24 protein-coding genes are annotated in these 24,013 nt (G+C 61.6%); 14 read left to right on the top strand and 10 right to left on the bottom strand.

All coding sequences use genetic code 11. The features are described 5' to 3' along the window. Positions 1-4 precede the first annotated feature (4 nt). From V4T21_RS10105 to V4T21_RS10135, 7 genes are all read left to right on the top strand, one after another. Positions 5-1,612: a hypothetical protein gene (locus V4T21_RS10105; protein ID WP_332716107.1), complete on the top strand. Its 1,608-nt coding sequence runs from the start codon at positions 5-7 to the stop codon at positions 1,610-1,612. After that, entirely contained in the window at positions 1,612-4,254 is a 2,643-nt protein-coding gene (locus V4T21_RS10110) for a hypothetical protein (RefSeq protein ID WP_332716110.1), read from the top strand. The genes V4T21_RS10105 and V4T21_RS10110 overlap by 1 nt, the downstream gene beginning before the upstream one ends. Positions 4,255-4,776: 522 nt before the next feature. After that, complete coding sequence (locus V4T21_RS10115; RefSeq protein WP_332716113.1) at positions 4,777-5,313, top strand: hypothetical protein; 537 nt, start codon at positions 4,777-4,779, stop codon at positions 5,311-5,313. A 692-nt stretch (positions 5,314-6,005) separates the two neighbouring features. After that, a complete protein-coding gene (locus V4T21_RS10120) occupies positions 6,006-7,061 on the top strand; it encodes an SOS response-associated peptidase (protein WP_440589645.1) in 1,056 nt (351 codons plus the stop codon). Next, positions 7,058-7,432, top strand: a complete 375-nt coding sequence (locus tag V4T21_RS10125; RefSeq protein WP_332716114.1) for a hypothetical protein — start codon at positions 7,058-7,060, stop codon at positions 7,430-7,432. Before V4T21_RS10120 ends, V4T21_RS10125 begins: the two co-directional genes overlap by 4 nt. Continuing rightward, a complete protein-coding gene (locus tag V4T21_RS10130; protein ID WP_332716116.1) occupies positions 7,429-7,680 on the top strand; it encodes a hypothetical protein in 252 nt (83 codons plus the stop codon). Before V4T21_RS10125 ends, V4T21_RS10130 begins: the two co-directional genes overlap by 4 nt. Positions 7,681-7,742: 62 nt before the next feature. Further along, complete coding sequence (locus tag V4T21_RS10135; protein ID WP_332716118.1) at positions 7,743-7,949, top strand: hypothetical protein; 207 nt, start codon at positions 7,743-7,745, stop codon at positions 7,947-7,949. Positions 7,950-8,113: 164 nt separating this feature from the next. Here the strand turns inward: V4T21_RS10135 and V4T21_RS10140 are convergent, their stop codons facing one another. Next, positions 8,114-8,677 carry an exopolysaccharide biosynthesis protein gene (locus V4T21_RS10140; protein WP_332716120.1) on the bottom strand — a complete coding sequence of 188 codons (564 nt, stop codon included), beginning with the start codon at positions 8,675-8,677 and terminating at the stop codon, positions 8,114-8,116. Positions 8,678-8,924: 247 nt separating this feature from the next. On the opposite strand from V4T21_RS10140, the gene V4T21_RS10145 reads away from it, so the two are divergent. The 6 genes from V4T21_RS10145 (at position 8,925) to V4T21_RS10170 (ending at position 13,225) form a co-directional block, all read left to right on the top strand. Beyond that, complete coding sequence (locus V4T21_RS10145; protein WP_332716122.1) at positions 8,925-9,131, top strand: excalibur calcium-binding domain-containing protein; 207 nt, start codon at positions 8,925-8,927, stop codon at positions 9,129-9,131. Next, positions 9,113-9,562, top strand: coding sequence for a thermonuclease family protein (locus V4T21_RS10150; protein WP_332716125.1), 450 nt, complete (start codon positions 9,113-9,115; stop codon positions 9,560-9,562). The genes V4T21_RS10145 and V4T21_RS10150 overlap by 19 nt, the downstream gene beginning before the upstream one ends. Positions 9,563-9,595: 33 nt before the next feature. Further along, positions 9,596-10,540 carry a hypothetical protein gene (locus V4T21_RS10155; protein WP_332716128.1) on the top strand — a complete coding sequence of 315 codons (945 nt, stop codon included), beginning with the start codon at positions 9,596-9,598 and terminating at the stop codon, positions 10,538-10,540. 182 nt (positions 10,541-10,722) lie between these two features. Next, entirely contained in the window at positions 10,723-11,052 is a 330-nt protein-coding gene (locus V4T21_RS10160; protein ID WP_332716130.1) for a TfoX/Sxy family protein, read from the top strand. A gap of 78 nt (positions 11,053-11,130) precedes the next feature. Further along, positions 11,131-12,345, top strand: coding sequence for an NADP-dependent isocitrate dehydrogenase (locus V4T21_RS10165; protein WP_332716132.1), 1,215 nt, complete (start codon positions 11,131-11,133; stop codon positions 12,343-12,345). Positions 12,346-12,466: 121 nt separating this feature from the next. Further along, positions 12,467-13,225, top strand: a complete 759-nt coding sequence (locus V4T21_RS10170; RefSeq protein ID WP_332716134.1) for an NmrA family NAD(P)-binding protein — start codon at positions 12,467-12,469, stop codon at positions 13,223-13,225. Positions 13,226-13,353: 128 nt separating this feature from the next. Here the strand turns inward: V4T21_RS10170 and alaS are convergent, their stop codons facing one another. Beyond that, complete coding sequence (alaS, locus tag V4T21_RS10175; RefSeq protein ID WP_332716136.1) at positions 13,354-16,017, bottom strand: alanine--tRNA ligase; 2,664 nt, start codon at positions 16,015-16,017, stop codon at positions 13,354-13,356. A gap of 266 nt (positions 16,018-16,283) precedes the next feature. Beyond that, on the bottom strand, positions 16,284-17,357 hold the full coding sequence (gene recA, locus V4T21_RS10180) for a recombinase RecA (protein WP_332716138.1): 1,074 nt from the start codon (positions 17,355-17,357) through the stop codon (positions 16,284-16,286). A 204-nt stretch (positions 17,358-17,561) separates the two neighbouring features. On the opposite strand from recA, the gene V4T21_RS10185 reads away from it, so the two are divergent. Further along, positions 17,562-17,732 carry a glycine zipper domain-containing protein gene (locus tag V4T21_RS10185; protein ID WP_332716140.1) on the top strand — a complete coding sequence of 57 codons (171 nt, stop codon included), beginning with the start codon at positions 17,562-17,564 and terminating at the stop codon, positions 17,730-17,732. Here the strand turns inward: V4T21_RS10185 and cckA are convergent. From cckA to flgB, 7 genes are all read right to left on the bottom strand, one after another. Next, positions 17,729-20,275, bottom strand: a complete 2,547-nt coding sequence (cckA, locus tag V4T21_RS10190; protein ID WP_332716142.1) for a cell cycle histidine kinase CckA — start codon at positions 20,273-20,275, stop codon at positions 17,729-17,731. The two genes, V4T21_RS10185 and cckA, sit on opposite strands and share 4 nt — an antisense overlap. A gap of 152 nt (positions 20,276-20,427) precedes the next feature. Continuing rightward, the gene (flhB, locus tag V4T21_RS10195) at positions 20,428-21,510 is read right to left on the bottom strand and encodes a flagellar biosynthesis protein FlhB (protein WP_332716144.1); all 1,083 of its coding nucleotides are present in this window, start codon (positions 21,508-21,510) and stop codon (positions 20,428-20,430) included. Positions 21,511-21,513: 3 nt separating this feature from the next. Beyond that, on the bottom strand, positions 21,514-22,275 hold the full coding sequence (fliR, locus tag V4T21_RS10200; RefSeq protein ID WP_332716146.1) for a flagellar biosynthetic protein FliR: 762 nt from the start codon (positions 22,273-22,275) through the stop codon (positions 21,514-21,516). A gap of 6 nt (positions 22,276-22,281) precedes the next feature. Beyond that, positions 22,282-22,548, bottom strand: coding sequence for a flagellar biosynthesis protein FliQ (fliQ, locus tag V4T21_RS10205; protein WP_332716148.1), 267 nt, complete (start codon positions 22,546-22,548; stop codon positions 22,282-22,284). A gap of 147 nt (positions 22,549-22,695) precedes the next feature. Beyond that, positions 22,696-23,019: a flagellar hook-basal body complex protein FliE gene (gene fliE / locus V4T21_RS10210; protein ID WP_332716151.1), complete on the bottom strand. Its 324-nt coding sequence runs from the start codon at positions 23,017-23,019 to the stop codon at positions 22,696-22,698. A 12-nt stretch (positions 23,020-23,031) separates the two neighbouring features. Next, entirely contained in the window at positions 23,032-23,445 is a 414-nt protein-coding gene (gene flgC / locus V4T21_RS10215; protein ID WP_332716153.1) for a flagellar basal body rod protein FlgC, read from the bottom strand. Between the two features lie 12 nt (positions 23,446-23,457). Continuing rightward, positions 23,458-23,862 (bottom strand): flagellar basal body rod protein FlgB, encoded by a 405-nt coding sequence (flgB, locus tag V4T21_RS10220; protein WP_332716155.1) that lies wholly within the window; start codon positions 23,860-23,862, stop codon positions 23,458-23,460. Positions 23,863-24,013: the final 151 nt, after the last annotated feature.

The following is a 24,013-nucleotide window of genomic DNA, read 5'->3' on the forward strand; positions in this document are numbered from 1 at the left end:
TCCGATGGCTGTCGTGAACAATCCCGTTTTGGCTCAGGCCTTCTCGAACCTTACCGAAGCGTTCCGCCCGCCATCGGGTGCGGAGCTTGCGGGGTATGCGAACGCCAACGCCACCCGCCAGCAGGCCGACCGTCTTTCCGCGCTGTTCGCCGACCCGAACCTCCCCGAATGGGATAAGCGGGCGATCGCTGCCGGCCTCTACAACCCGACCCAGAGCTTCTACGCGCAGGACCAGAACAACGCCACGGCCATGCGCGGCCAGGATATCGGCTACCGTTCCAATATCGATGTCGCCAATATCAACAATGCGGGCGCCCTCGCACGCCAGAACGCAGCGCCGATCCTGGTCAATGAAAACCAGACGGCATTTCTGCCGGCGCAGACGCAGGGCGCGACCGGTTTGCCCGAGATCATGACGGGCAACATCAATTTGGCACCGGGCGAGATCAGCCACACGGCTGGCGGGGGTGTCATTGCCGGGGCCGACCGGCCCATGAGCGAAACCGAATGGAACGCGGCCCAGAACGAGCGACTGCTCGGGGCCGGGCTGCTCACTGACGACATGTTGCTCGACGCCATCGTTGGCGAACGCACGCCGGTCCAAGCGGTGGGCGCAGACGGCCAGCCAGTGTTCATGTCGCCGGGCGCTGCGGTGCGCTCCGGGGCGACGCCCGCGCCCTCGGCAAATGGGGGCAGCGCCGCCGAAGATCAGATCGCGCGGCTGTCGCAACAGTTTATCGATACCGGGCTTACAACCGACGCTGCCGAGGCCCGCAATCTCGCGATCGGCATTGTCGATAACCGTTACACTGTCAGCCGCCATCCGGTCACGGGCGAGGCGCTGGTCTTGGACGTAGCGACCGGGCAACCGGTTTCGCGCGGTGGCGGTGGCGGTGGCGGTGGCGGCGGCGCCACGACGCCCACCGGCGGCTCGCTCGATGGTCCATTTGCTGCGGTGGACGGCGCGACCGACCAGACGCTCAACGCCATCATGGGTGGCGGCGATGGAGAAAGCCCGTTCGGTTCTCGCTTCGCTGCTTCGCCGGAAGCCTTTGGCGTCGGCGGCGCTTTGACCGGAGGCATCAACACCGTTTTCGACGCGGTGGGCGCCGGCGCGCCTTATCCCGAGGTCCAGCAGACCCAATCGGATTTCGCAGTTTTGCGCGAAAGCCTGATCAACGACATCGGCAACGCCTATTCCCGACAGCCACCGTCCTGGCTGTTGCAGAATATCGAGGCGCTTACCCCGCGCGCGGGCAGCGTCTTCGAGGGGGCCGGGACGGCACAATCGAAACTCACGGCAATCGGTCGGCAGCTCACCGACGAATTGCGATCCGCCGAAGAGACGTTACGCGGCGAGTTGAGCCCGACAAATCGGCAGGAAGTCGAAACCCGCGTGATCGGGCTTCGTACCGCCATCGGGCGCGTTTCCGATGCCCTTCAATCCTTCGACGGCGGTGGCCAAGCGGCAACGCCGACCCCGCCCACACCCCCGAGCCCGCCCGCGCCGCCGTCGCCGGGTGACGCCGGGCCCCAGGAAGGCGCAACGGCCACGAACCCCACCACTGGTGAGCGCGTCATCTTCCGCAACGGACAATGGGAGCCGATGTAATGGCGAGCGCCAATTTGCCCTCTGGGTTTGTCCTGGATCAGCCGCCGCAATTGCCGGGTGCGCCGTTGCAGATTACGGTTCGGTATTCCGAACCCCCTTCGCCGCCCGAAGGCTTTGTCCTGGATGGCGCCGCCGTTGAACCGGTTCCCGAGCAGCGGCCGCACTTGGGCGCGTTTCTCAATCAGGGGCTAGCCCAGGGGTTCGGCATTCCCGTAGATGCCATCTCTGGGGCGCTCAATGCGGGTGTTTCCGGGGTCAATGCCGTTACGGGATGGGAAATTCCGACGATCGACGAGCCTTTCGGCGGATCGGCCAGCATCAACCGTGGTCTCAACGCCATGGGCTTCGACGCAGCCCCGCCCGATATTCCGCCCGAAACACTGATCGAGCATATTTTCGCCGGTGCTGGCGGTGCGGCGGGCGCCATTGGTCCCGTCGGACTTGCCGGTCGGCTTATGTCGTCCACGAGCGCACCGATGGCGCAAGCGGTGGGCAACACGCTCACCCAGCCATTCGTTCAAACGCCGGTGCGCGGCTTCGCGTCCGAGATTGCAGCGGGTGCCGGGGCGGGGGCCGGCATGGACGTGGCCAATCGCGTTGCGCCCGATAATCCCGTCGCCTCGACGCTGGGCGCGCTCGTTGGTGGCGTAGCCGGCGGCGCCGGGCCATATCTTGGGTGGCAGGGGGTCCAGCACACTCCGGGGATCGGCGGCGCCATCGCTGCGGGCTCTCGGCTTGCCGCCAGCGAAATCGCCCCGTTCACCGAAGCAGGAGCGTTGCAGCGTGCCCGCAGCCGCGTGGCGGGGTTGGTCGAGGATCCCGACGCTGCAATCAACGCGCTCAACACGCCGACGATCAGCGATCTTTCACCGGCCGTCTCGACAGGCGAAAGGCGCCTCATGGGTCTTGAGCAGACCGTGCGCGACACTGATCCGACCATCGACCTGATCATGCGTGATCGCGAGTTGGGAAGCGGGCGGACCCTGCGCGACGAACTCACAGCCCCCGCCCAGGGCGTCCCGAGCACCGCGGCGCGCCAATACATGGAGCAAACCGTCCAGCAGAGCGTCGACGGTCTCGGCGCCACGCTCGACCAAGCATTCGGGCGGCCGCTTGGCGTCACCAACGTTTCGACCGCTCTTCGCACGGGAAGTCAGCCGGCGCGCAGCACCGCATACGACGCTGCATATGCCCAGCCGATCGACTACGCCGGCGAGCCCGGCCGAACGCTCGAAGGCCTGATCGGTCGCGTCGAGCGTGCCGCGCCCGGTGCAATCGCGCTGGCGAACCGGCTTATGGCCGGCGAAGGTGTCCAGTCGCAGCAGATCATGGCCAACGTCAGCCAGGATGGCACCGTGACGTTTGCCCGGATGCCCGACACCCGGCAGATCGATTACATCACCCGCGCCCTCCACCAGATGGCCGCGAGCGGCGACGGGCAAGGTGCCCTCGGCGGCACGACCGACATCGGCCGCGTTATGGGCAACCTGGCGCGTGATATTCGCGGCGCGCTGGGCGAGGCCAACCCTCAATATGGGGAAGCGGTGGCCACGGCCGCCACGCCGATCCAGCAGCGCAACGCGCTTCTGTTCGGCCAGGATCTGCTCAGGTCAGGCACGGCGCGCGACTTCGCCGCCGAGCAGCTTGCTGATATGACCGAGCCCGAGCTGGCCTTTGTGCGCCAGGGGGTGCGGTCCTATCTCGATGAGACGCTTTCGAACGTTCGCGCCGCGATGGCGAACCCGGACGTGGGCATTCGTGAAGCCCAGCAGGCCCTTACCCAGCTTTCCAGCCGCGCAGTGCGCGATAAGATCGGCATGATCCTGCCGACCGATGCCGCCGAAGCGTTTTTCCAGCGGATCGATGAGACATCCTCGATGCTCAATTCACGGCAATCGGCGCCGCTTCTTTTCTCCAGCGCGAGGCCCAATGAGGAAATCCGCTCGATCATCAACGCGTCGAACCCACAGCAGGCGACGGCCCAGCTTGTCGCCCAGGCGGCCGATGACCCGACTGGCCAGGCTCTTTTCGGTCTTAAAGGCGCTTTCGTTGATGAACTGATGGCCCGATCGCGCACGGGCGCTTTCGATGACACAGGCGCACCGATCCTTTCCGGGCGGGCCATGCAGAACGCCCTGGCCGATAATCGCGTGCTGGCGGTGGCCAACAATCTGCTTTCGATGGAAGAGCGTTCGCGCTTCGCGGCGATCGCCGACGAACTCGCCCGCCTTGAGACCATGCAGGGCCGCTTGCCCAATGTCGGCGGCGTCATGGAAGGCGAGCCCAATTCGATGGTCAGCATGATCGCCAGGACGCTTGCCGCCCGCATGGGCGCCCAGGCCGGTCGGGGCACCAGTGGCGCATCACTGCTTACGGCGAATTTCGCCTCGCAGCGGATGCAACGCATCCTGGAAACATTGACGCTCGACCGCGCCGAGGGATTGATCCGGCAGGCGGTGGCCGGCGATCGGGAGTTGTTCGAACTGCTGCTCACGCCGGTCGGGCGGATCACGCCGCAGCAGGAAGGCAAACTGGCCCAGGTGCTTTCCCGCACGGCGACAGGCACGATCGGCGGGGCGGTGGCCACGACCGACGAGCAAGAGCCGGATCTGGTGGACTTGATTATGGCGGGAGCGCGCTAAGCCTCCGTTCAAAGAGCCGTGTTTGCGATGGTGGCCAGTCAACCGAACACCTCGCCAGAACAAAAGACACCGGCATCGCGTTATCTGGTGCGGCAAGTTGATTTTCAACGGCCGCCGAGCCGTCTGCAATGCCCCCAAGCCCGCAGGCGGCTCGTTTTTTCTTTCCGTCCATGTCAGGATACTGGCGCAACACCTTCCATGCGTTGCAAAGGGCCGCCCGCCGTGCAGGGCACCGCGCCTGGCGCGCGGCATCTTATTGGGGGATCAGATGGACCTATTCAGCTTATTGGTCGGCCTTGTCGCCGGGATTATGATCGGTGGGACGGTGGCGTTCATCGCGATGGCGCTGGTGCGCAGCCCAGTACGCTAATTCCGCGCCCCGCAGTCGCGCATCCCTATCAGGCAATACCGGAAAAATCGGTCAGCCGCCAACGAGTGCTTCGCTACATCTTGGCCCGGCCTCACTTTGTATTGCAGCGCGATGCCTTATCGTGCAGAATCTGCCTAAATGGGTTGGGGCTCATGACGGAAGCAGGCCATCGCCGGGAAGCGTATGAAGCGATCCACGCGCTCCATATACGTCGCCAGAGCGCACACATACTTGGCATATTGATGGCTCTCGTCGGCGTGCCGATCTGGATTATTGGCCGCGCATGGTATTTCGTCAGTTTGTCGCCTGGGGGCGACATAACGCGCGATGGAAAATTTACCATCAGCGACGTCGCTAAGGGTTTCGAATTCTCGTTCATCGAACCATCGGTCCAGGTGCTCAAGGCCATGAACAGCGCCACGCCAAGAATTTTGGCCTTCTTCGAAATAGGCCCCTATTCAACCCCCGGCTGGGCTCTGCTGCTCATCTCGACTGTGGCTTGGGCCATAGTTTGGTGGTTGGCGGCCGAGGTGGTGTCGTTCTCGCTTCGCGGGTGCTGGATTGCGTGGCAAACGATAAGAGATATTCGCACCGGCAAAGAACGGCTCATGAAAGGCGACGTTGTGGTTTTGGGTGTGGTGGCGTTTCTTCTGGTGTTCGTCTGGGTGGTGCCATATTTTGCTAGGTGATCCGCCTACGATCCCCCAACTGCCTTTCCCATCCGATTGATGACCCGGAACCGTCGCCGCCCCAGCGCCGCCCCCGAAGGGCGAAGTTGCAGCACCGGGGTCTTTTGTGTCGTTCCGCCTGGATCAGGTTCCGGTGCAGGTTCATGCCAGTGGACTTTTACCCCGTCGGTGCCGCAGTGCGGGCATCTGGCTTTTGTCTCCAGCCGGTCCAGTCGGTAATCTGAACCCAAGGCGCCGACGAGCGTGGCGACGTCGAGCGGTACGGGCGGACACGGCTGGACCCGCTTGAGCGCATAATAGCGCCGCTGACAATAAAGTGTGGCGGTCCAACCATCTTGGAGCGCGTCTTGTAACCTGGCCCAACTGTCGAATGGAGGTTCGACAACGCGGGCGCTGCAAACATTATCGCCGGCGACCGCCAAAGCGCATCCCCGGTTCTCTGCTACCCGCCGCGCCAGTTCGTCGAGGGTTATATTGCCGTGGGCTTGGACCGCCTTATAGGTCCGCATCTCACCCATGCGCTTACATCGGATGCACTCGATCCGCAGCGATGTCGGCTTGAACTGATTGAGCCTGTCCGTTCCTTGCGCCAATTGACCCCTCTTGCACAAACATGGGACCGGAGTCATAGAATAGGAACAAAAAGAGAACAACTGGGCTCTTGATCACAAATGTCGCGCAGGAAAGGAGAGATGTCGCCGGCCCAGGTGGATAGGCTTTTCCCCTGGCAAATCGCCCTGCCGGCCAGCGCCGTTATCTCGGATGCAGCGCGTCGGGCCCACGGCGCGTGCGATCGTGGCCATTCCGTTGCCCATGAGGGCGAGTGGTGGAACGTGGTATGCTTCCCGACCAAAGAGCAGGCTGAAAAGTTCGGGCGGATCGTTGACGGCCTCTGGTTTGATCCTCGGGACCGAGGCCGGGGCCACAACTGGATGAAGTGGACACCCAAGGAAACTCCGCTACCTTTCAGCGAAACAACCATCGTGACGGACGGCAGGATGTGCAACCTCTACTCGATGACGACCAACGTTGAAGCGATCCGCGCCTTCGTGAAGGCCACGCGGGAGATCCAGCTTCACCCCAACCTCGGCAACTTCCCGCCCCAACCGGGTATCTACCCCGACTATCTGGCCCCGATCATACGCAACATGGACGACCTGAGCCGCCAACTGGCGATGGTGCGTTGGGGCATGCCCACGTCATCGCGCGTGCTCTATGAAGCCGCACGGAAGCGCGCCCAAAAGATCCAGGAGAAGGAAGGCCGGGAGCTATCGGAAGAAGAATTCCGGCGCTTGGTCGAGATGGAGCCCGATCGCGGCGTCACCAACGTGCGCAATTCTGATAGTCCGCACTGGCGGCGGTGGCTGGCCCCACGCTTCCGGTGCGTCGTCCCCTTCACGTCATTCAGCGAGTTCAACAAGGACGAAGGTGGCGACGTTTGGTTCGCGTTCGATGATAGCCGCCCGTTGGCATTCTTCGCCGGCATATGGGCGCCGCAGTGGACCTGCGTTCGCAAAGTCAAGGAAGGGCAGATCACGACCGACCTGTTTGCCTTTCTCACCACAGAGCCGAACGCAGACGTTGAGCCGATCCACCCCAAGGCAATGCCGGTGATCCTGACAACGCTAGATGAGGTCGAGACTTGGCTGATGGCGCCGTGGAGCGAAGCCCGAGGGCTCCAGCGCCCATTGCCAGACGGTGCGCTCAAGATCGTGGCGAGGGGTGTCAAAGAGGACGGAGTGGTATGACGACGATCAAGCGCCTGCGTAACGAAATCAAGCTGGCTCAGGAGGCCGTGCTGGCCCTCGATACGGCCGCCGATTGTGGCGACACCATCGAGGAGATGCGGCCGACCCTCGACGAGTTTCTGGAGCACGCCGCGCTCGCTCGGCTGTTCAGCCTTTATCTCGGTGATGCAAGCATGGATCCCGCCGCAGTGGAGTTGCGCGACCTGTTTCGCGAGGCGGCAGACGAGCGATTGATTGATGGGATGACGGACCCGCGCTTCGGAATGGGTGTCTTTCGCATCGCCGACGAGCGGTTCGAAATTGACGCGATTTCCAATGCGCTGCACAAACTTGGTGAGCTTTTGGATCGCGAAGAAGGCGAAGGACAATGAGCAAGCCCACCCCGCCGACAAAACTGATCGTGGTCATGGCATTCGAGGACGACAATGAGGGCGGCATGCGCCCGGCGTTTGAACCCCGCGAATACCAGAGCGAGCAGCGGGCCAAGATCGAGGCCGGATCGCTGATCAATACCTATCCGGCCGTCATCGCCTGGTCGCGAGAAGCACGGCCGGATATCGGGGAATACGGGCCGCCCGAGGTGCTATTCAGCTTCGGGCCGGTGCCCGACATGGAGTGATCGACAAGCGGCAGGAACTATGGCGCTGACCACTCGTTCTCCTCATGAAGGAGGAGATTGCCATGCCGCTCGATCATCGTGCAGCCACTGAACGCCGGAAGGAAATCGAAGGTGGCACCGATCCATTCGTCGTCGTAGCAGGACTGATCGCGGCAATCCTTTTGGGCTCGTGGCTTTTGTGGATGAACGGCCATGAAGAGATCGGCGACATGCACCAGTTCTACGGGACGCCTGTAACGTCTTCCGCAAGCCTCGATACGCCAGCTTAATGAGCCCGCTGCGACCAAACGCTCATTGAGAAAGATTCCGGCGCGGCCATGGTGTCGGCGCGCCGGCCATTATGCGTCCACATGTGGCTCGGCCGGCGAGGCTCGACGCGTTCCCCAAGACCCGAGCCTCGCCCTTTAAGGTCCGCCCGAGGTGGTGTTCGCAGTCAAGAAAAGACTGCCCAGGCCGCCAATAAAATACCGAGCACCGTCCCTGACCAAGCCAATGCAAGAAAGCCGTCCTTGACCGTAATGGCGAGTGCATAAACGGCAATGACGCTCGCTGCCCAGGTCGAGGTGAAAGGAATTAGTTCCAAGCCAGGCATGATAGCTCCGATCAGAACGCAGACGAGCGCGCCAATCCGCCGGAAGAACGGTCCGGCTGTTTCTTCCGCACGAGGTTTCACGAGCTTGTCAACCGTCGCACCGACTGGTGCCAGAAAGCGCAGAAGAGCCCGACCGTGCTTCGCGGGAATACAGCGTTTTGTAAGCCATCGTGGAAGCCACAAACGGTCGCGCCCCAAAGCAACCTGCCCGGCGATGAGAATTGTGCTGATCCCAACAATGGAAGGGAGGCCGGGTATAATGCTCAGCGGCGACATTACGATAAGCGCCGGCAGCAGCAGTACTGGGCCGGCTGAGCGCGCGCCCGCAATCTCCTGCACGAGGCCAATAGAGACCTCTTGCCCGTTCTCGGTACGATCTTTCAGCTCGTCGATCAGCTTGGACAATGGCCTATCTGAGTGTCCAGTGCCATCGCCACTAGATCGAACGGCATCAGTCATTGAATCGCTTTCAGAGCACCGCACGCGCGATGCAAAACGCTCGCTTGGGGCAAAAGGTTCAGGAAATGTGCCGGTGCCGACGCCATGCTCGGCATGACCTCATCGGTGAGCGTCGCAGCGGAGCCGTTCGACAACCGATTTGACACGCCCACCAGGGGCGGCAATCATCGGCGGGTAGATTTTGGGGGAATTCATGAAACGCAATCTCATCCGCGCCGCGGTGGTCGCCGTCGCTATGGCCGCGCCATCTGGTCCGGTCTGGGCGCAAGCCGGTGACCGCGACTGTTCCGATTTCCGTTCCTGGCAGGAGGCCCAAGCCTTCTACGAAGCCAACCGGCCCGGCGACCCGCATCGGCTCGACGCCGACAATGATGGCATAGCGTGCGAATCTCTTCGGTGATGAAGCGCTTGCCGATTTTGCGTGTCGCGGTGGCGGCTACGTTGATCGCTTCGCCGGCGGTGGCCCAAGAAATCCATTGGGAGAAATGCCGACCGGGGCAGCCCAACACGCCCGATAAGACGTGCGTTGTCGACGGCGACACCCTTTGGATCGAGGGCGTCAACGTCCGCATGGAAGGTTACGACACGCCCGAGCCTCAAACCAACATCTGCGGTGGCGAGCGCGAGAAGGCGCTGGCCGCGCGAGCATCAGACCGGCTGGTTGAGCTGCTGAACACGCGCTCTTGGCAGCTGGAGCTTTCCGGGGCGACGGGCGGGTTCGGCCGCGCGATCGGCTCGATCTATATCGAAGGCCGCGACGTCGGCGATATCCTTGTCGAAGAGGGTCTGGCGCGGTGGTGGCCGGATGGGCAAGAATGGTGGTGCGACTAAGGCCGGGCTTGGAACGGCAGACATGGGGGATCGATGACTACACTAACCCGTGCGATGCACTTCCTCACTGTCGGATGTTTGTCGCTGTTCTTATGCTTTGTTGCTTCTGCGCAAGAGATCACACTTCCCGCGAACAGCTATGTCACGTTCAACGGAGGTTGGGCTTGCAACTACGGTTATGTTCGATCCGGGAGCCAATGCATCGAGATCGCGTTGCCGGCTAACGCTACCCCGACGTATTCGGGCGGCTGGCAATGCAATTATGGCTATGTTCGGGAAGGCGACGGCTGCAGCAAAATCGCAATGCCGCCCAATGCATCTGCCACCTACAGTGGCGGCTGGTCCTGCAATTACGGCTTCGTGCGGGTCGGCGACAGATGCGACCAGATAGCTATGCCGCCCAATGCGTCCGCAACGTATAGCGGTGGCTGGACGTGCAACTACGGATATTTCCGCTCCGGTGATTCATGTCTGGAGATTCCGGTCCCGGCCAATGCGTCCGCCACCTATTCCGGCGGTTGGGCCTGCAATTTGGGGTATCGCCGAGAAGGAGAGCAATGCGAGGCTGTTCCACTGCCCGCCAACGCGCACCACACCTACGGGGGCACGATCGCTTGCAACATCGGTTTCAAAATGGTTGGCAGCGAATGCGCCCCCATGACCGAAGAAGAATTCCGTAGGCAGCAGGCACTTATCGCGCAACTCATCGCTTCTCAACGCGCAGAAAGTATCGCCATCGATGGAGAGGAATTTACCCTTTCCGACGTTGACCGCCGGTGTGAAGGATACATTTGGAATTTTCCATATGGCGAAGTGGAATGCCGGTCAGGCCTGCGGCCAGTTGAACGCAAGTGCGAAATATTTATGCACTCGCCAGAAAACGGGGGATTGAGCTGCAGGGGGTCGGAGCTCCGGCCCATCGAACGATTTTGCAGCGCGCGCATGTACAACGACCGATATGCCGAGATTGATTGCTGAGAGACGGCGTCCGTTGCGGGGCAGAATTTCTGGAAGATGAGGGCGCGATTCGCCGCATTTGATTATGGGGCCGTCCGCCAGGCGTGGGCTTCGCGATGTGAGAAAAGCCAATATCTCACGTGCTACCCATGTGCTGCCCAGCGCAAAGTGCTCTTGTAGCCCCTGCGGTGGGTCGATAAATTTTGTCAGCGATTTCAAAGGGAAAAGTGGTGCTGCTGGACAGGATTGAACTGTCGGCCTCTCCCTTACCAAGGATGTTCGGCGGCATCGCCTTCATGCTCGAAGGCAACATGGTGGTTGCGGTGATGAAGGAAGGTGACCTCCTCGCCCGCGTCGGCAAGGATGGATACGCCGCCGCCCTCACCCGCCCCGGCTGCGCCCCGATGACCATGGGCGAAAAGACCATGTCGGGTTTCGTCGCCGTCGACGGGGAGGTGATAGAGGACGATACGGCCCTCGCCTCATGGCTGAACGAATGCCTCGCCTTCACCGCGTCCCTGCCGCCCAAATAGCCTCCCTCGACACGCTTTGCGCTTTACCCCGCCAATGCTATAGGGGCGCCAGCCACAAGCACCACAGAGGAGACGTTAATGAGCAAGATCAAAGTCGCGAACCCCGTCGTCGAGCTGGACGGCGACGAGATGACCCGGATCATCTGGCAGGCCATCAAGGACAAGCTGATCCATCCCTATCTCGACATCGATCTTGAATATTACGATCTCTCGGTCGAAAACCGCGACGCCACCGACGATCAGGTGACCGTTGACTCCGCCAACGCCATCAAGAAGCACGGCGTGGGCGTCAAATGCGCCACCATCACCCCCGACGAAGGCCGCGTCGAGGAATTCGGCCTGAAGAAGATGTGGCGTTCGCCCAACGGCACCATCCGCAACATCCTGGGCGGCGTCATCTTCCGCGAGCCCATCATCTGCAAGAACGTTCCGCGCCTCGTTCCCGGTTGGACTCAGCCCATCATCATCGGGCGCCACGCTTTCGGCGACCAGTACCGTGCCACCGATTTCACCTTCCCCGGCAAGGGCAAGCTGACCATCAAGTTCGTGGGCGAGGATGGCCAGGAAATCGAGCACGAGGTGTTCCAGTCCCCCGGCGCCGGCGTGGCGATGGCTATGTACAACCTCGACGATTCCATCCGCGATTTCGCCCGTTCCTCGATGAACTACGCCCTCAATCGCGGAGTTCCATGCTATCTTTCCACCAAGAACACCATCCTCAAGGTCTATGACGGACGCTTCAAGGATATCTTCCAGGAAATTTACGACGCCGAGTTCAAGGAGCAGTTCGAAGCCAAGAAGATCTGGTACGAGCACCGCCTGATCGACGACATGGTGGCTTCCGCTCTCCGCTGGTCCGGTGGCTACGTCTGGGCCGCCAAGAACTACGATGGCGACGTACAGTCCGATACTGTCGCCCAAGGCTTCGGCTCGCTCGGCCTCATGACTTCGGTGCTGATGACACCAGATGGAAAGACGCTCGAATCCGAAGCCGCCCACGGCACCGTCACCCGTCACTACCGTCAGCACCAGCAGGGCAAGGAGACCTCGACCAACTCCACCGCCTCGATCTTCGCCTGGACCCGTGGCCTCGCCCACCGCGCCAAGCTCGACGGTAATGACGACCTCGCAAAGTTCGCCGCCACCCTCGAAAAGGTCACCGTCGACACCATCGAGGAAGGCAAGATGACCAAGGATCTGGCGTTGCTCGTTGGCCCGGATCAGCCCTGGCTCACCACCATGGGCTTCCTGGAAGCCGTCGACGCGAACCTGCAAAAGGCCATGGGTCAGTAGTCTCCCCTTCTCGCAATCGCATCAGGCGGCGTCCGAGGACGCCGCCTTTTTTCATGCTCCTGACAAAGCCTGTCACGACCTCGGGGTATTGCGACCTTCCAACAATGACGGGAGAGTTGCTTTGAACATCATTCTTGGCGGCACCGGCAAGGTCGGGTTCGCAACCGCACAGACCCTGCTGCGGCATGGCGAACCGGTAACCGTCGTGACGCGAAATGCCGCTCACGCTTCTGCGCTTCAAGCCGAAGGCGCAATAATAGCTCAAGCCGATATTCGCGACGTCGAAAGGCTGCGCGACGTGTTCCGCACCGGCACCCGCGCCTTTCTGCTCAATCCGCCCGCCGATCCTTCAACCGATACGGACAAGGAGGAGCGCGCCAACGTCGCCGCCATAGTCAAAGCCCTGGATGGTGCCGGCCTTCAAAAGCTTCTTCTGGCTTCCACCTACGGAGCACGGCCGGGCGAGCGCTGCGGCGACCTGACGGTGCTGCATGAATTCGAAGAGCTTTTGCGCGCCCAACCCATACCCGTCGCGATCAATCGCGGCGCGTATTATATGAGCAACTGGACGGCAATGCTCGACGCGGTGCGCGAGAGTGGGTCCTTGCCCAGCTTTTTCCCCTCGGACCTCCCCATTCCCATGGTTGCCCCGCAAGATTTGGGCGAAATGGCTGCCCGTCGCCTCATAACGCCGGAGGACGACAGAGGCATCGTCCATGTCGAAGGACCGGCGCGCTATACGCCCCACGACGTGGCAACTGCTATCGCCGACGCACTCGGCATGCCCGTCAACGTGCAGGAAATTCCCCGCGATAGCTGGAAACAGACCTTTTTGGGGCTCGGTTTTCAAAACCGGCGGCAAGCTCCTACACCTGCATGACGGCAACGGTAGTCGACGAGGTGTCAGGCCAACCCAAGAATTACGGGCGCGGGCTAACCACCTTGCGGGAGTTCATTCACCAGCAAATCCAGGACAGACCGGAATAGCCTGCCTCATGCCCGTCCGTATCAGGCCGAAATCTGCGCCCTGATCGCTTCGAGCGCCGCCTGCGCCTGCGCCCCGTCCGGCCCCCCGGCCTGGGCCATGTCGGGCCGCCCGCCGCCGCCCTGCCCGCCCAGCGTGGTCGAGCCGATACGGACCAGATCGACAGCGCTATAGCGCGAAACGAGATCTTCGCTGACACCCACGGCGATACCGGCCTTGCCATCCTCGGTCGTCCCTACGACGACGACGATGCCCGAGCCGAGTTGCTTCTTGCCCTGGTCGACCAGCCCGCGCAGATCCTTGGGCTGCAACCCTTCGACCACACGGCCCATGAAGGTGACGCCGTTGATCGTTTCGCTCGCCGCGCCGTTGCTGGCGCTGGTCCCGCCAATTGCCAGCTTCTGGCGCGTTTCGGCAAGTTGGCGTTCAAGCGCCCTGCGTTCCTCGACGAGCGCGTTGACCCGCGCAGCCGCATCGCGCGGCGAAACCTTGAGCGCCGAAGCTATCGATTTGAGCTGATCTTCCTGTTCATTGAGATAGGCGCGCGCGCCATCGGCCGTCAGCGCCTCCACGCGTCGCACCCCGGCCGCCACCGAGCTTTCCTGGATGACCTTGACCAGCCCGATATCGCCGGTACGCCGCACATGCGTGCCACCACACAATTCCATCGAATAGGTCTTGCCGGCCTTGCCGCCCTCGGTCGTCGTGCCCATGGAAACCACGCGCACTTCGTCGCCGTATTTTTCGCCGAACAACGCCATCGCTCCGGCCTCGACGGCGTCATCGACCGCCATCAGCCGCGTTTCGACGGGTGCATTCTGAAGTACGATCGCATTGGCCATGCGTTCGACTTCGGCAATCTCGGCCTCACTCATCGGCTTGGCGTGCGAAAAGTCGAAGCGCAGCCGGTCGGGCGACACCAGCGAGCCCTTCTGCGCCACATGCGCGCCCAGCACTTCCCGCAGCGCCTCGTGCAACAGGTGCGTCGCCGAATGGTTGGCGCGGATCGCCGAGCGGCGGCCATGATCGACCTTGAGCGTCAGCGCATCGCCAACCGAAATGCTGCCCGCCTCCACCTTGACCCTGTGCGCGAAAACCCCGCCGGCCTGCTTGGTCGTCTCGAGCACCACGGCACGCGCGCCATCTTCGCTCTGCATCACACCGGTATCCCCCACCTGTCCGCCGCTCTCGCCATAGAACGGGGTCTGGTTGAGGACGATAAACCCTTCGTCGCCGGCGTTGAGCGCATCGACGCTCGCGCCATCTTGGACCAGCGCGGCGACGGCGCCATCGCTTTCCTCGGTCTCGTAACCGAGGAATTCGGTCGGCCCAGCTTTGTCGGCTACGGCGAACCAAACGGCGCTGGTTGCAGCATCGCCCGAGCCCGACCAGCTTTTGCGCGCCTCTGCCTTCTGGCGCGCCATTGCCGCGTCGAACCCGGCCTGATCGACAGAAACGCCGCGCAGGCGCAGCGCGTCCTGAGTTAGATCGAGCGGAAAACCGTAAGTGTCGTAGAGCTTGAAAGCGGCCTCGCCGGCCAAGGTGTCGCCCTTTCCAAGCCCGGTCGTTTCCTCCTCCAGAATCTGAAGACCCCGGCTCAATGTCTTGAGGAAGCGTTCTTCTTCAAGAAGGACTGTCTCGGAAATCATGGCTTCGCCCTGGACCAAATCCGGATAAGCCTGCCCCATTTCCCGAACCAGCGCCGGCACGAGCTTGTAGATCGTTGGGTTGTTGGTGCCCAAAAGCGTGGCGTGTCGCATGGCGCGGCGCATGATGCGCCGCAGCACATAGCCCCGGCCTTCATTGGCTGGCAGAACACCATCGGCGATCAGGAAGGACATAGAGCGCAGATGGTCGGCGATGACGCGATAGGAGGCCGCCGTTTCAGGTGTCGGTGCTTTGCCGACCGCCGATGCGGTCGCATCGATCACGTGCCGGAACATATCGGTTTCGAAGACACTCTCGACCCCCTGCAGAATCGAAGCCATGCGCTCGAGGCCCATGCCGGTGTCGATCGAGGGATTGGGCAGAGGTTCCTGCGTACCGTCGGCGAATTGCTCGTATTGCATGAAAACCAGGTTCCAGAATTCGAGGAACCTGTCGCCATCCTCTTCCGGACTGCCCGGAGGGCCGCCCCAGATGTGCTCGCCACGGTCGATGAAGATTTCCGAGCACGGACCGCACGGGCCGGTATCGCCCATGGTCCAGAAATTGTCGGAGGTCGGGATGCGGATGATCTTGTCGTCGGAAAACCCGGCGATCTTATTCCAGTATTCGGCCGCCTCGTCGTCGGTGTGATAGACGGTGACCAACAACTTGTCCTTGTCGAGGCCGAATTCCTTGGTAACCAGATTCCAGGCCAGCTCGATCGCCTGTTCCTTGAAATAGTCACCGAACGAGAAATTGCCCAGCATCTCGAAGAAGGTCAGGTGACGGGCGGTGAAGCCGACATTGTCGAGGTCGTTGTGCTTTCCACCGGCGCGCACGCATTTCTGCGAACTGGTTGCGCGGCTATAGGGACGCTTTTCAAGCCCGGTGAAAACGTTCTTGAACTGCACCATGCCCGCGTTGGTAAACATCAACGTCGGATCGTTGCGCGGCACCAACGGGCTCGAGGCGACCTTCTCGTGACCGTTCTTGGCAAAGAAGTCGAGGAAGGTCGAACGAATATCGTTTACGCTTGTCATGATCGAGCCCGGAAACCTGTCTGCGGCAGAACGCGCCACACCGATAATATTGTTCTCTCACGCGCCGGATAAGCGAGTTCGCATGCCCCGCTGGCCAGCCCGAAAACCTGAGCATGCCTTCTAGCGTGTGCTTTCGGCGAGCGCAATGCGAACAGCCGGCCACAAAAACAAGAAAGGCGCCGGTTGCCCGGCGCCAGGGAGGTCATCGCTAAAATTGGTTTCCCCACTGGTGGTTTCAACCCTCGGCGGGTACTCCCTTGTCCGCATCACTCGTCGCTGTCGCCGTCGTTTTCGTCGCCGGCTGTGATCAACTCCGCGGCAAGCAGCCCGGCGCTTTCACGCACACCGTTTTCGATCTGGTTGGCGATTTCGGGATTGTCCTTGAGGAACTGCCGCGAATTCTCGCGACCCTGCCCCAGCCGCTGGCTGTCATATGAGAACCAGGCGCCCGATTTCTCGACGATCCCTGACTTAACCCCGAGGTCGAGCAGTTCGCCCGTCTTGGAAATACCTTCGCCATACATGATGTCGAACTCCACCTGACGGAACGGAGGCGCAAGCTTGTTCTTGACGACCTTGACGCGGGTCTGGTTGCCCACGACTTCCTCGCGGTCCTTGATCGCGCCGATGCGTCGGATATCGAGACGCACCGAGGAATAGAATTTGAGCGCATTGCCGCCGGTCGTCGTTTCGGGCGAGCCGAACATCACGCCGATCTTCATGCGGATCTGGTTGATGAAGATCACCATCGCCTTGGACCGCGAGATCGAGGCGGTGAGCTTGCGCATCGCCTGGCTCATCAGGCGAGCCTGCAGGCCGGGAAGGGAATCACCCATCTCCCCTTCCAGCTCGGCACGCGGGGTCAGCGCGGCCACCGAGTCCACGACCAGAACGTCGATCGCCCCCGAACGCACGAGCGTATCGGCGATTTCCAGCGCCTGTTCGCCGGCATCGGGCTGGGAGATCAACAGATCGTCCACATTGACGCCCAGCTTGCGGGCATAAACGGGATCGAGCGCGTGTTCGGCGTCGACGAAGGCGCAAATGCCTCCTGCCTTCTGCGCCTCGGCCACCACATGGAGTGCCAGCGTCGTCTTGCCCGAGCTTTCCGGCCCGAAAATCTCAATAATACGCCCGCGCGGCAGGCCGCCGATCCCGAGCGCGATATCGAGCCCGAGCGAGCCCGTGGGGATCGATTCGACATTGACCGAGGTGTTCTCCCCCAGCCGCATGATCGAACCCTTGCCGAAATTGCGCTCGATCTGGCCCAGAGCCGCTTCGAGTGCCTTGTTCTTGTCCATCGAACCCCCGTCTACAACGCGAAGCTGTGAAACCGCCATTCTTAGCTCTCCTTATTTCACCAAAAGCCCCGCGCTTGCAACGCGATGGAAAGGCCCTGAACATCTAATTGCATGTTGCATATTTGTTCTCATTTCGTTGCTGTAATGTCAAGGGACAAAGTGCGAACAAAAAAGGATTTCCGGAACCAGCCGCGCTCCCGGAACTTCTGTCCTCGAACCAATTCAATCCGAAAGCCAGAGCAAATGAACCTCGGAACGGGAATCTCCATTGGAATCGCGATCGGAACCGCCATCGGCGTCGGCATCGACAATCTGGCCTTGGGCATAGGGATCGGCATCGCCATCGGCGCGGCGCTTGGGCTGGCCTTCAGTTCCACCGCCAAGGACAAGCCTGACGAAAACGACCGGCCCTAATCCTCGCGCGGGCTCGGAGAGCCTGAGAGCACTTCCTTGACTTTGGAATTAATCTGGTCGAGCGTATAGGGCTTGGGCAGGAACTCGACGCTCCTGTCGTCCGCCAGCCCCTGACGCACGCTCTCCTCGGCATAGCCGGAAACGAAAATCACCTTGAGGTCGGGGTAAAGCCTGCGCACATGGGTGAGCAGCGTCGGCCCGTCCATCTCCGGCATCACAACGTCGGAAATGATGAGGTCGAGTTCGCCATTGATCTCTTCGAGTACCTCGAGCGCTTCCTCGCCCGATCCGGCCTCGAACACCTCGTAGCCGGTGGTCGAAAGCGCCCGGGCCGAGAACATGCGCACGCTCTCTTCGTCTTCCACCAGCAGGATGCGCTCGTTCCCCGTCAGGTCCTTGACCGGTGCGGCGACCGCCTTGGCGGTTTCTTCCTTCTCCACCGGAATATGACGCGGCAGGAAAATGCGGAATGTCGTTCCCACCCCGATCTCGGATTCGGGATAGATATAGCCACCGGTCTGCTTGATGATGCCATAGACCATCGACAGCCCCAGGCCGGTGCCCTTGCCCAGCTCCTTGGTCGAAAAGAACGGCTCGAAGATCTTTTCCATGATTTCGGCGGACATGCCGGTGCCCGTATCGGCGACTTCGATCAGCACATAATCAGCCGGCGTCATGCCCGGATAATCGAACGTCGCAGCCTCGTCGGTGCCCACATTCCGCGTCCGCAGCGTGATCTGTCCGCCTTCGGGCATCGCGTCGCGCGCATTGACGGCGAGGTTGATGATCACCTGCTCGAGCTGCACCAGATCGGCCCGGATCGGCCATACCTCGCGCCCATGCTCGACATCGAGCGTCACCTTCTCGCCGATCAGGCGTTTGAGCAACACCGTCAGGTCATCGATATGCTGGGGCACTTCGAGCACCTGCGGCCGCAACGTCTGCCGCCGCGAGAAGGCCAGCAACTGGCGCACAAGCCCGGCCGCGCGGTTGGCGCTCTGCTTGATCGACATGATGTCCGAGAACGAAGGATCGGACGGCTTGTGCTTCAAAAGCAGCAAGTCCGAAAACCCGATGATCGCAGTCAAAACGTTGTTGAAATCATGCGCCACCCCGCCCGCGAGCTGACCCACCGCCTGCATCTTCATGCCCTGGGCAAACTGTTCCTCGAGCTGACGCTGCTCGGTCATGTCGAGCGCGTAGAGAATGGCCGCCTCGTCGCTCTCCCCGCCCTGCTCGACTCCGGAAATGAACATCCGGACGCTGCGCGCCTTGTCTCCCGGAATGGTCGCGTCCACCGGCGCGATTTCCGATTTGTGCGCCCGCGCATCTACCAGCGCCGTCGCCAGATTCTCCCGGTTTTCGGTGTCGATCAGCGTCGCGACATCCAGTCCCTCGATCCCGCGATCACCTGAGGTCAGCCCGAAAATCCGGGTGAACGGCGCGTTGGTGCGCACCACCCTGCCCTCGGCATCGAGCGCGGCGATCGCGATGGGTGTATTGTTGAAAAACCGCGAGAATCGCACTTCGGCGGCCCGCAGCGCTTCCTCGCCATCGACGCCCCGTGAACGGTCGAGCACCAGTGTACGCGTCTCGCCCAACTCGCCCTCCGCCAGCCGCGCCGCGCGATGCAGCAGCCGTACCGGCAGATTGGTGCCGTCCTGGCGCACCAGATCGAGGTCGATGATTTCAGTCCGAACAGCCCCGTCCTGCCCGCCCCCCATCAAAAGCCCCGCACCATCCCCATGCACGATCTCGCCCAGGTCGAGATCGCCCGCCTCGAACGCGGCGAGGTCATAGCCGAGCCAATCGGCAAGGGTCGAGTTGATATATTGGATGCGCCCGCGCGCATTGGCCGAAAAGAACCCGGCCGGCGCGTGGTCGAGATAGTCGATGGCCTTTTGCAGCTCGACGTAGAAATTTTCCTGCGCTTCGCGGTCGCGCGTGATGTCCTCGACCGTCCAGATCACCGATTTGCCCGGCGCGCCGTCATAATCCGGCAGCGCCCGCACCGCCACTCGATACCAATGGGCCGACGCTTGCCCCCGCGCGATCCGGATATCTTCGATGATGGACCGCCCGTCCCGCGCCGCGCGCGACAGCCGATAGACCGCCTCACTGGCCTCCGGCTGGCTCGCGAACAGGCGTGGCACGCCCACCGGAATGCCCTTCGAAACCCCCTTGGAAAGCTCGGAATATTGGGCATTGGCATAAAAAATCTTGCCGTCGCGATCCGTCACCACCGCCCCATGCGGCAGGCTGTCGACGATCGCCCGCGCCAATGTGCGCTTTTCGGTTCCACCTACGAACCGGAACAGCCCAGCCGCCAGCGCGAAAAGCGAGAACACCCCGATCACCGCGAGAATGCCGAGAAACAGCACGATCATCTCGGGCGAAATCGTCTCGCCCATCAGCGAAAACGCGACCGCTACGGCGATTAAGCACAACGAGAGGATCACCACTCGCCACAGCGCACCATTCGAGGACGGGCGAGCCATCGTGGGCTCGGGATAGCTGTCCTCGTCCATCCGGGCCATCGCCATCGCTTCTCGTTCCTCGCAGTCCGTTCGGTGGGGCCCAATCGAATCGGGCTCCTATTGGTAGCAAAACCGGCTTTGTCTTGGGTAGTGCAGATTAACTCACTGTTAACAATCTCGATCGGCTTTGAACGAGACTTTGCCGAACGGGCCATACCTCACCCGCTCTTCCACCCGGAGCGCTGTTTCAGTCGCATCACATAGCCGATGATCTGCGCCACCGCCTTGAAGTGCTCGGCGGGGATCGTTTCCCCCACCTCGGCGCCCGCATAGAGCGCCCGTGCCAGCGGTGGGTTTTCCACGATAGGAATGTCGTGATCCTTTGCCAGCCCACGGATGCGCAGCGCAATCGAGTCCACCCCCTTGGCCACCACCTCGGGCGCGGCCATCTCCCTGTCGTATTTGAGCGCCACTGCAAAGTGGGTCGGGTTGGTCACCACCACCGTCGCCTCGGGCACCGCCGCCATCATCCGCTTGCGGCTCCGCTCCATCCGGATCTGCCGGATACGGCCCTTGAGATGCGGATCGCCCTCCATTTGCTTATATTCGTCGCGGACTTCCTTGACCGTCATCATCTGCCGCTGCCACCATTTGTGGCGCATGTAGAGATAGTCGAGCAGCGCAACCACGGTTATCGCGATCAGTGTCGCGATGAAGATCTTGATCCCGATTTCCTGAAACAGCGCGAGCGTCATTATCGGATCGGCGGTCATGATGGTGGAAAGCCGGTCCCGATCGGGCCACACCACCATTACCATGATGGTTGAAAACACCCCCAGCTTGAACAGCCCCTTGCCGAAATTGACCAGCCCCTCGGTCGAAAACAGACGCTTGAATCCGGCGAGCGGCGAAATCTTGGAGAGCTTGGGCTTGAGATTTTCGGCTGAAAACACCATCCGGTGCTGCACCATGTTGCCCACAATCCCGCACAGCGCCAAAAGGATCATCGGGATCAACAGCGTGCTGAGCAGCGTCGTCGTCGCTCCATAGACGAACTGGTTGAACCCCGGTCCGCCCACCTCGTAAAGGTCCGCCCGCGCCAGATATTCGGACAGCGTTGTGAGGATCGAACTGCCGGTCGTCGGCGCCACGAAGGCAAAGACCAGCGCCGAACCGAACACCATGAACCAGGTCGTCACCTCCTGGCTTTTGACCACATCGCCCTTCTTGTGCGCGTCCTCGAGCCGCTTTTGGGAGGGGTCCTCTGTCTTTTCGCTCTGTTCGGGTTTGTCGTCGCTCACGATCTACCCCAGAAACTGCGCGAAATGCTCTTCGAGTCGCCCGATATAGAGCGTCATGGTGAGGCTCAACAGCAGCGCGAAGAGGATCAGCCCGATGATGATGTTGGCGGGCATGGCCATGAAGAACACCTGGATTTGCGGCATCAACCGCCCCAGAATGCCCAGCCCGAGATAGAACACCAACCCGAAGACCAGAAGCGGCGCGCTCATCTGCACGCCGATGACGAAGGACTGCCCCACGATGCGCACCGCCATTTCGGCGGCATCCCCCAGCATCAATGGCGCGCCGGGCGGGAAATAATCGTAGCTCGCATAGATTCCCGCCAACAGCATGTGGTGGAGATCAGTCGCAAAGATCAGCGTCACCCCAAGCATGGCGAGGAAATTGCCCACCACAGCGCCCTGCACCCCCGATTGCGTCGGATCGGTGGTCTGCGCCATCGATAGCCCCATCTGAAATGCGATTACCGCCCCCGCCACCTGCGCGGCTGTGAGGATCAACCTGATCAGCCCCCCGAGAATGAACCCCACAGCCAGTTCATGCCCCAGTACGGCAACGAGCCCCCCGACGGTTTCGGGCACGGGCCCGAGCTGCGCCACGACCAGCGGATAGAGGATAAAGGCGAACGCCAGGGCGAATGTCAGCCGCAGCCGCGCCGGAATCGTTTGTTCGCCCAGCGCGGGCAGCAGCATCAGCATCGTCCCGAGCCGCGCGAAGATCAGAAAGAAATAATAGGCGACATCGGGACCCCAGTTGACCGTCATCGCCCGCTAAAAGCCCGTGATGATGAGATCCACGATCTCATTCATATACGCCCCCATCGTCGCCCCCATGAACGGCAGGGTCAAAAGCATCGTGACGAAGATCGCGATGATCTTGGGCACGAAAACCAGCGTCATTTCCTGAATCTGGGTCAGCGCCTGAAACAGCGCGATGATCACCCCGATCACCAGCCCGACGATCATCATGGGCGCCGAAATGATGATCAGCGTCCAGATACCGGATGTGGCAATGTCGAGCGTCTCTGCCCCGGTCATCTCGGCCCCGCGCGATTCGTTAACGGGAGTTTACACCTAAACGACGGTGCGTGTGGCCAATGCATTGAAGGACTTCCGAAACCCCCGATTTGTCATTCCGAGATTTTATTCCCGGAATCCAGCAGCAGCCTTTGCGAGCCCGCCAGCCTAAATCGGCATCCTCATGATTTCTTCATAAGCCGAGATCACCCGATCCCTGACGGTCACCATCGTCTCCATCGCCGTCTCAGTTTCCGCCAGCGCCGTCACCACGTCGACCACATTGGCCTTTCCGTTGACCATATCGACGGCGACCTGATCGGACCGCTGGCCAGCCTCGGCGACCGAATTGAGCTGATCGGCCAGCATCTGCCCGAAATCGACCCCCGAGGACGACGCGCTCGGCGCAGCGACCTTCCCCGCAGCCTGATCGGAAATCAGCCGAGAAATATTGCCATAAGCCGCCGTCGCGGCGTTGAAGGGGGTGGTCATCTATCGTCTCCCTTATCCGCGCAGGATATCGAGTGTACGGCCCAGCATCTGCCGCGACACCGTCACCACGTTGAGATTGGCCTCATAGGTGCGCTGGGCCTCGCGCATGTCCATGCTTTCGATCAGCGTGTTGACGTTGGGGTATTTCACATAGCCGTTCTCGTCGGCCGCCGGGTGCCCCGGCTCGTAGCGCGACGAAAAATCGCTCGTATCGGCCGACAGCGGCCCCACGCTCACCTCATAGGCGCCGAGTTCGCGATTGAGCATCGCATGAAACGTCGGAATCTTACGCCGATACGGGTCCTCGTCCGGCGTCCGCGCCGCGGAATCCGCATTGGCCATGTTCTCGGCGATCACCCGCATCCTCGCCGTCTGGGCATTGAGCCCCGATCCGGCGATCTTGATCGATGTCATGAAGTCGTTCATCGCACTCCAGCCTTATGCCTGTTTGCCGAGGGCAATCTTGATCACCCGCATGGAGCGCGAGTAGAGCGTGGTCGCCGCCTGGTAATCCATCTGGTTGGTGGTGACCTTCATCATCTCTTCCTCGAGCGTCACCCCATTGCCCTCGGGCATGATCTCAAAGCTGTTCATGGTCCGCGCGCCCATCGTCCGCGACGGGTCACCGCCCACCGCGTAATGCCTGGTATCGGTCGCGAGCGTGGTAACGTTCGCACCCGACCGGCGCGCCGTATCCGCTATCGAAAAGGGCGAAAGGTCGCGCCCGCGATACCCCGGCGTCTCGGCATTGGCGACGTTCTCGGCCAACAGCGTCTGGCGCGTCTGATGCCATTGCATCTTGTTCTTGAGTGCCGCAAAGATCGGCAGGTCGCCAATGGCCATGGGAAACGCGAATCCGAAGAGAGTTCGTTAACTGGGCAAATTCTGCCCACTACATGGTTAATGAGCCGTTAACTACGATGACGCACAACCACCGAATTCTCCCTATTTTAGCCCCATCATGCCCTATGATAGGCAAGTCTTGCCCGCTATC

The sequence above is a fragment of the Pelagibacterium mangrovi genome, from assembly GCF_036662815.1.
Lineage (GTDB): Bacteria > Pseudomonadota > Alphaproteobacteria > Rhizobiales > Devosiaceae > Pelagibacterium > Pelagibacterium mangrovi.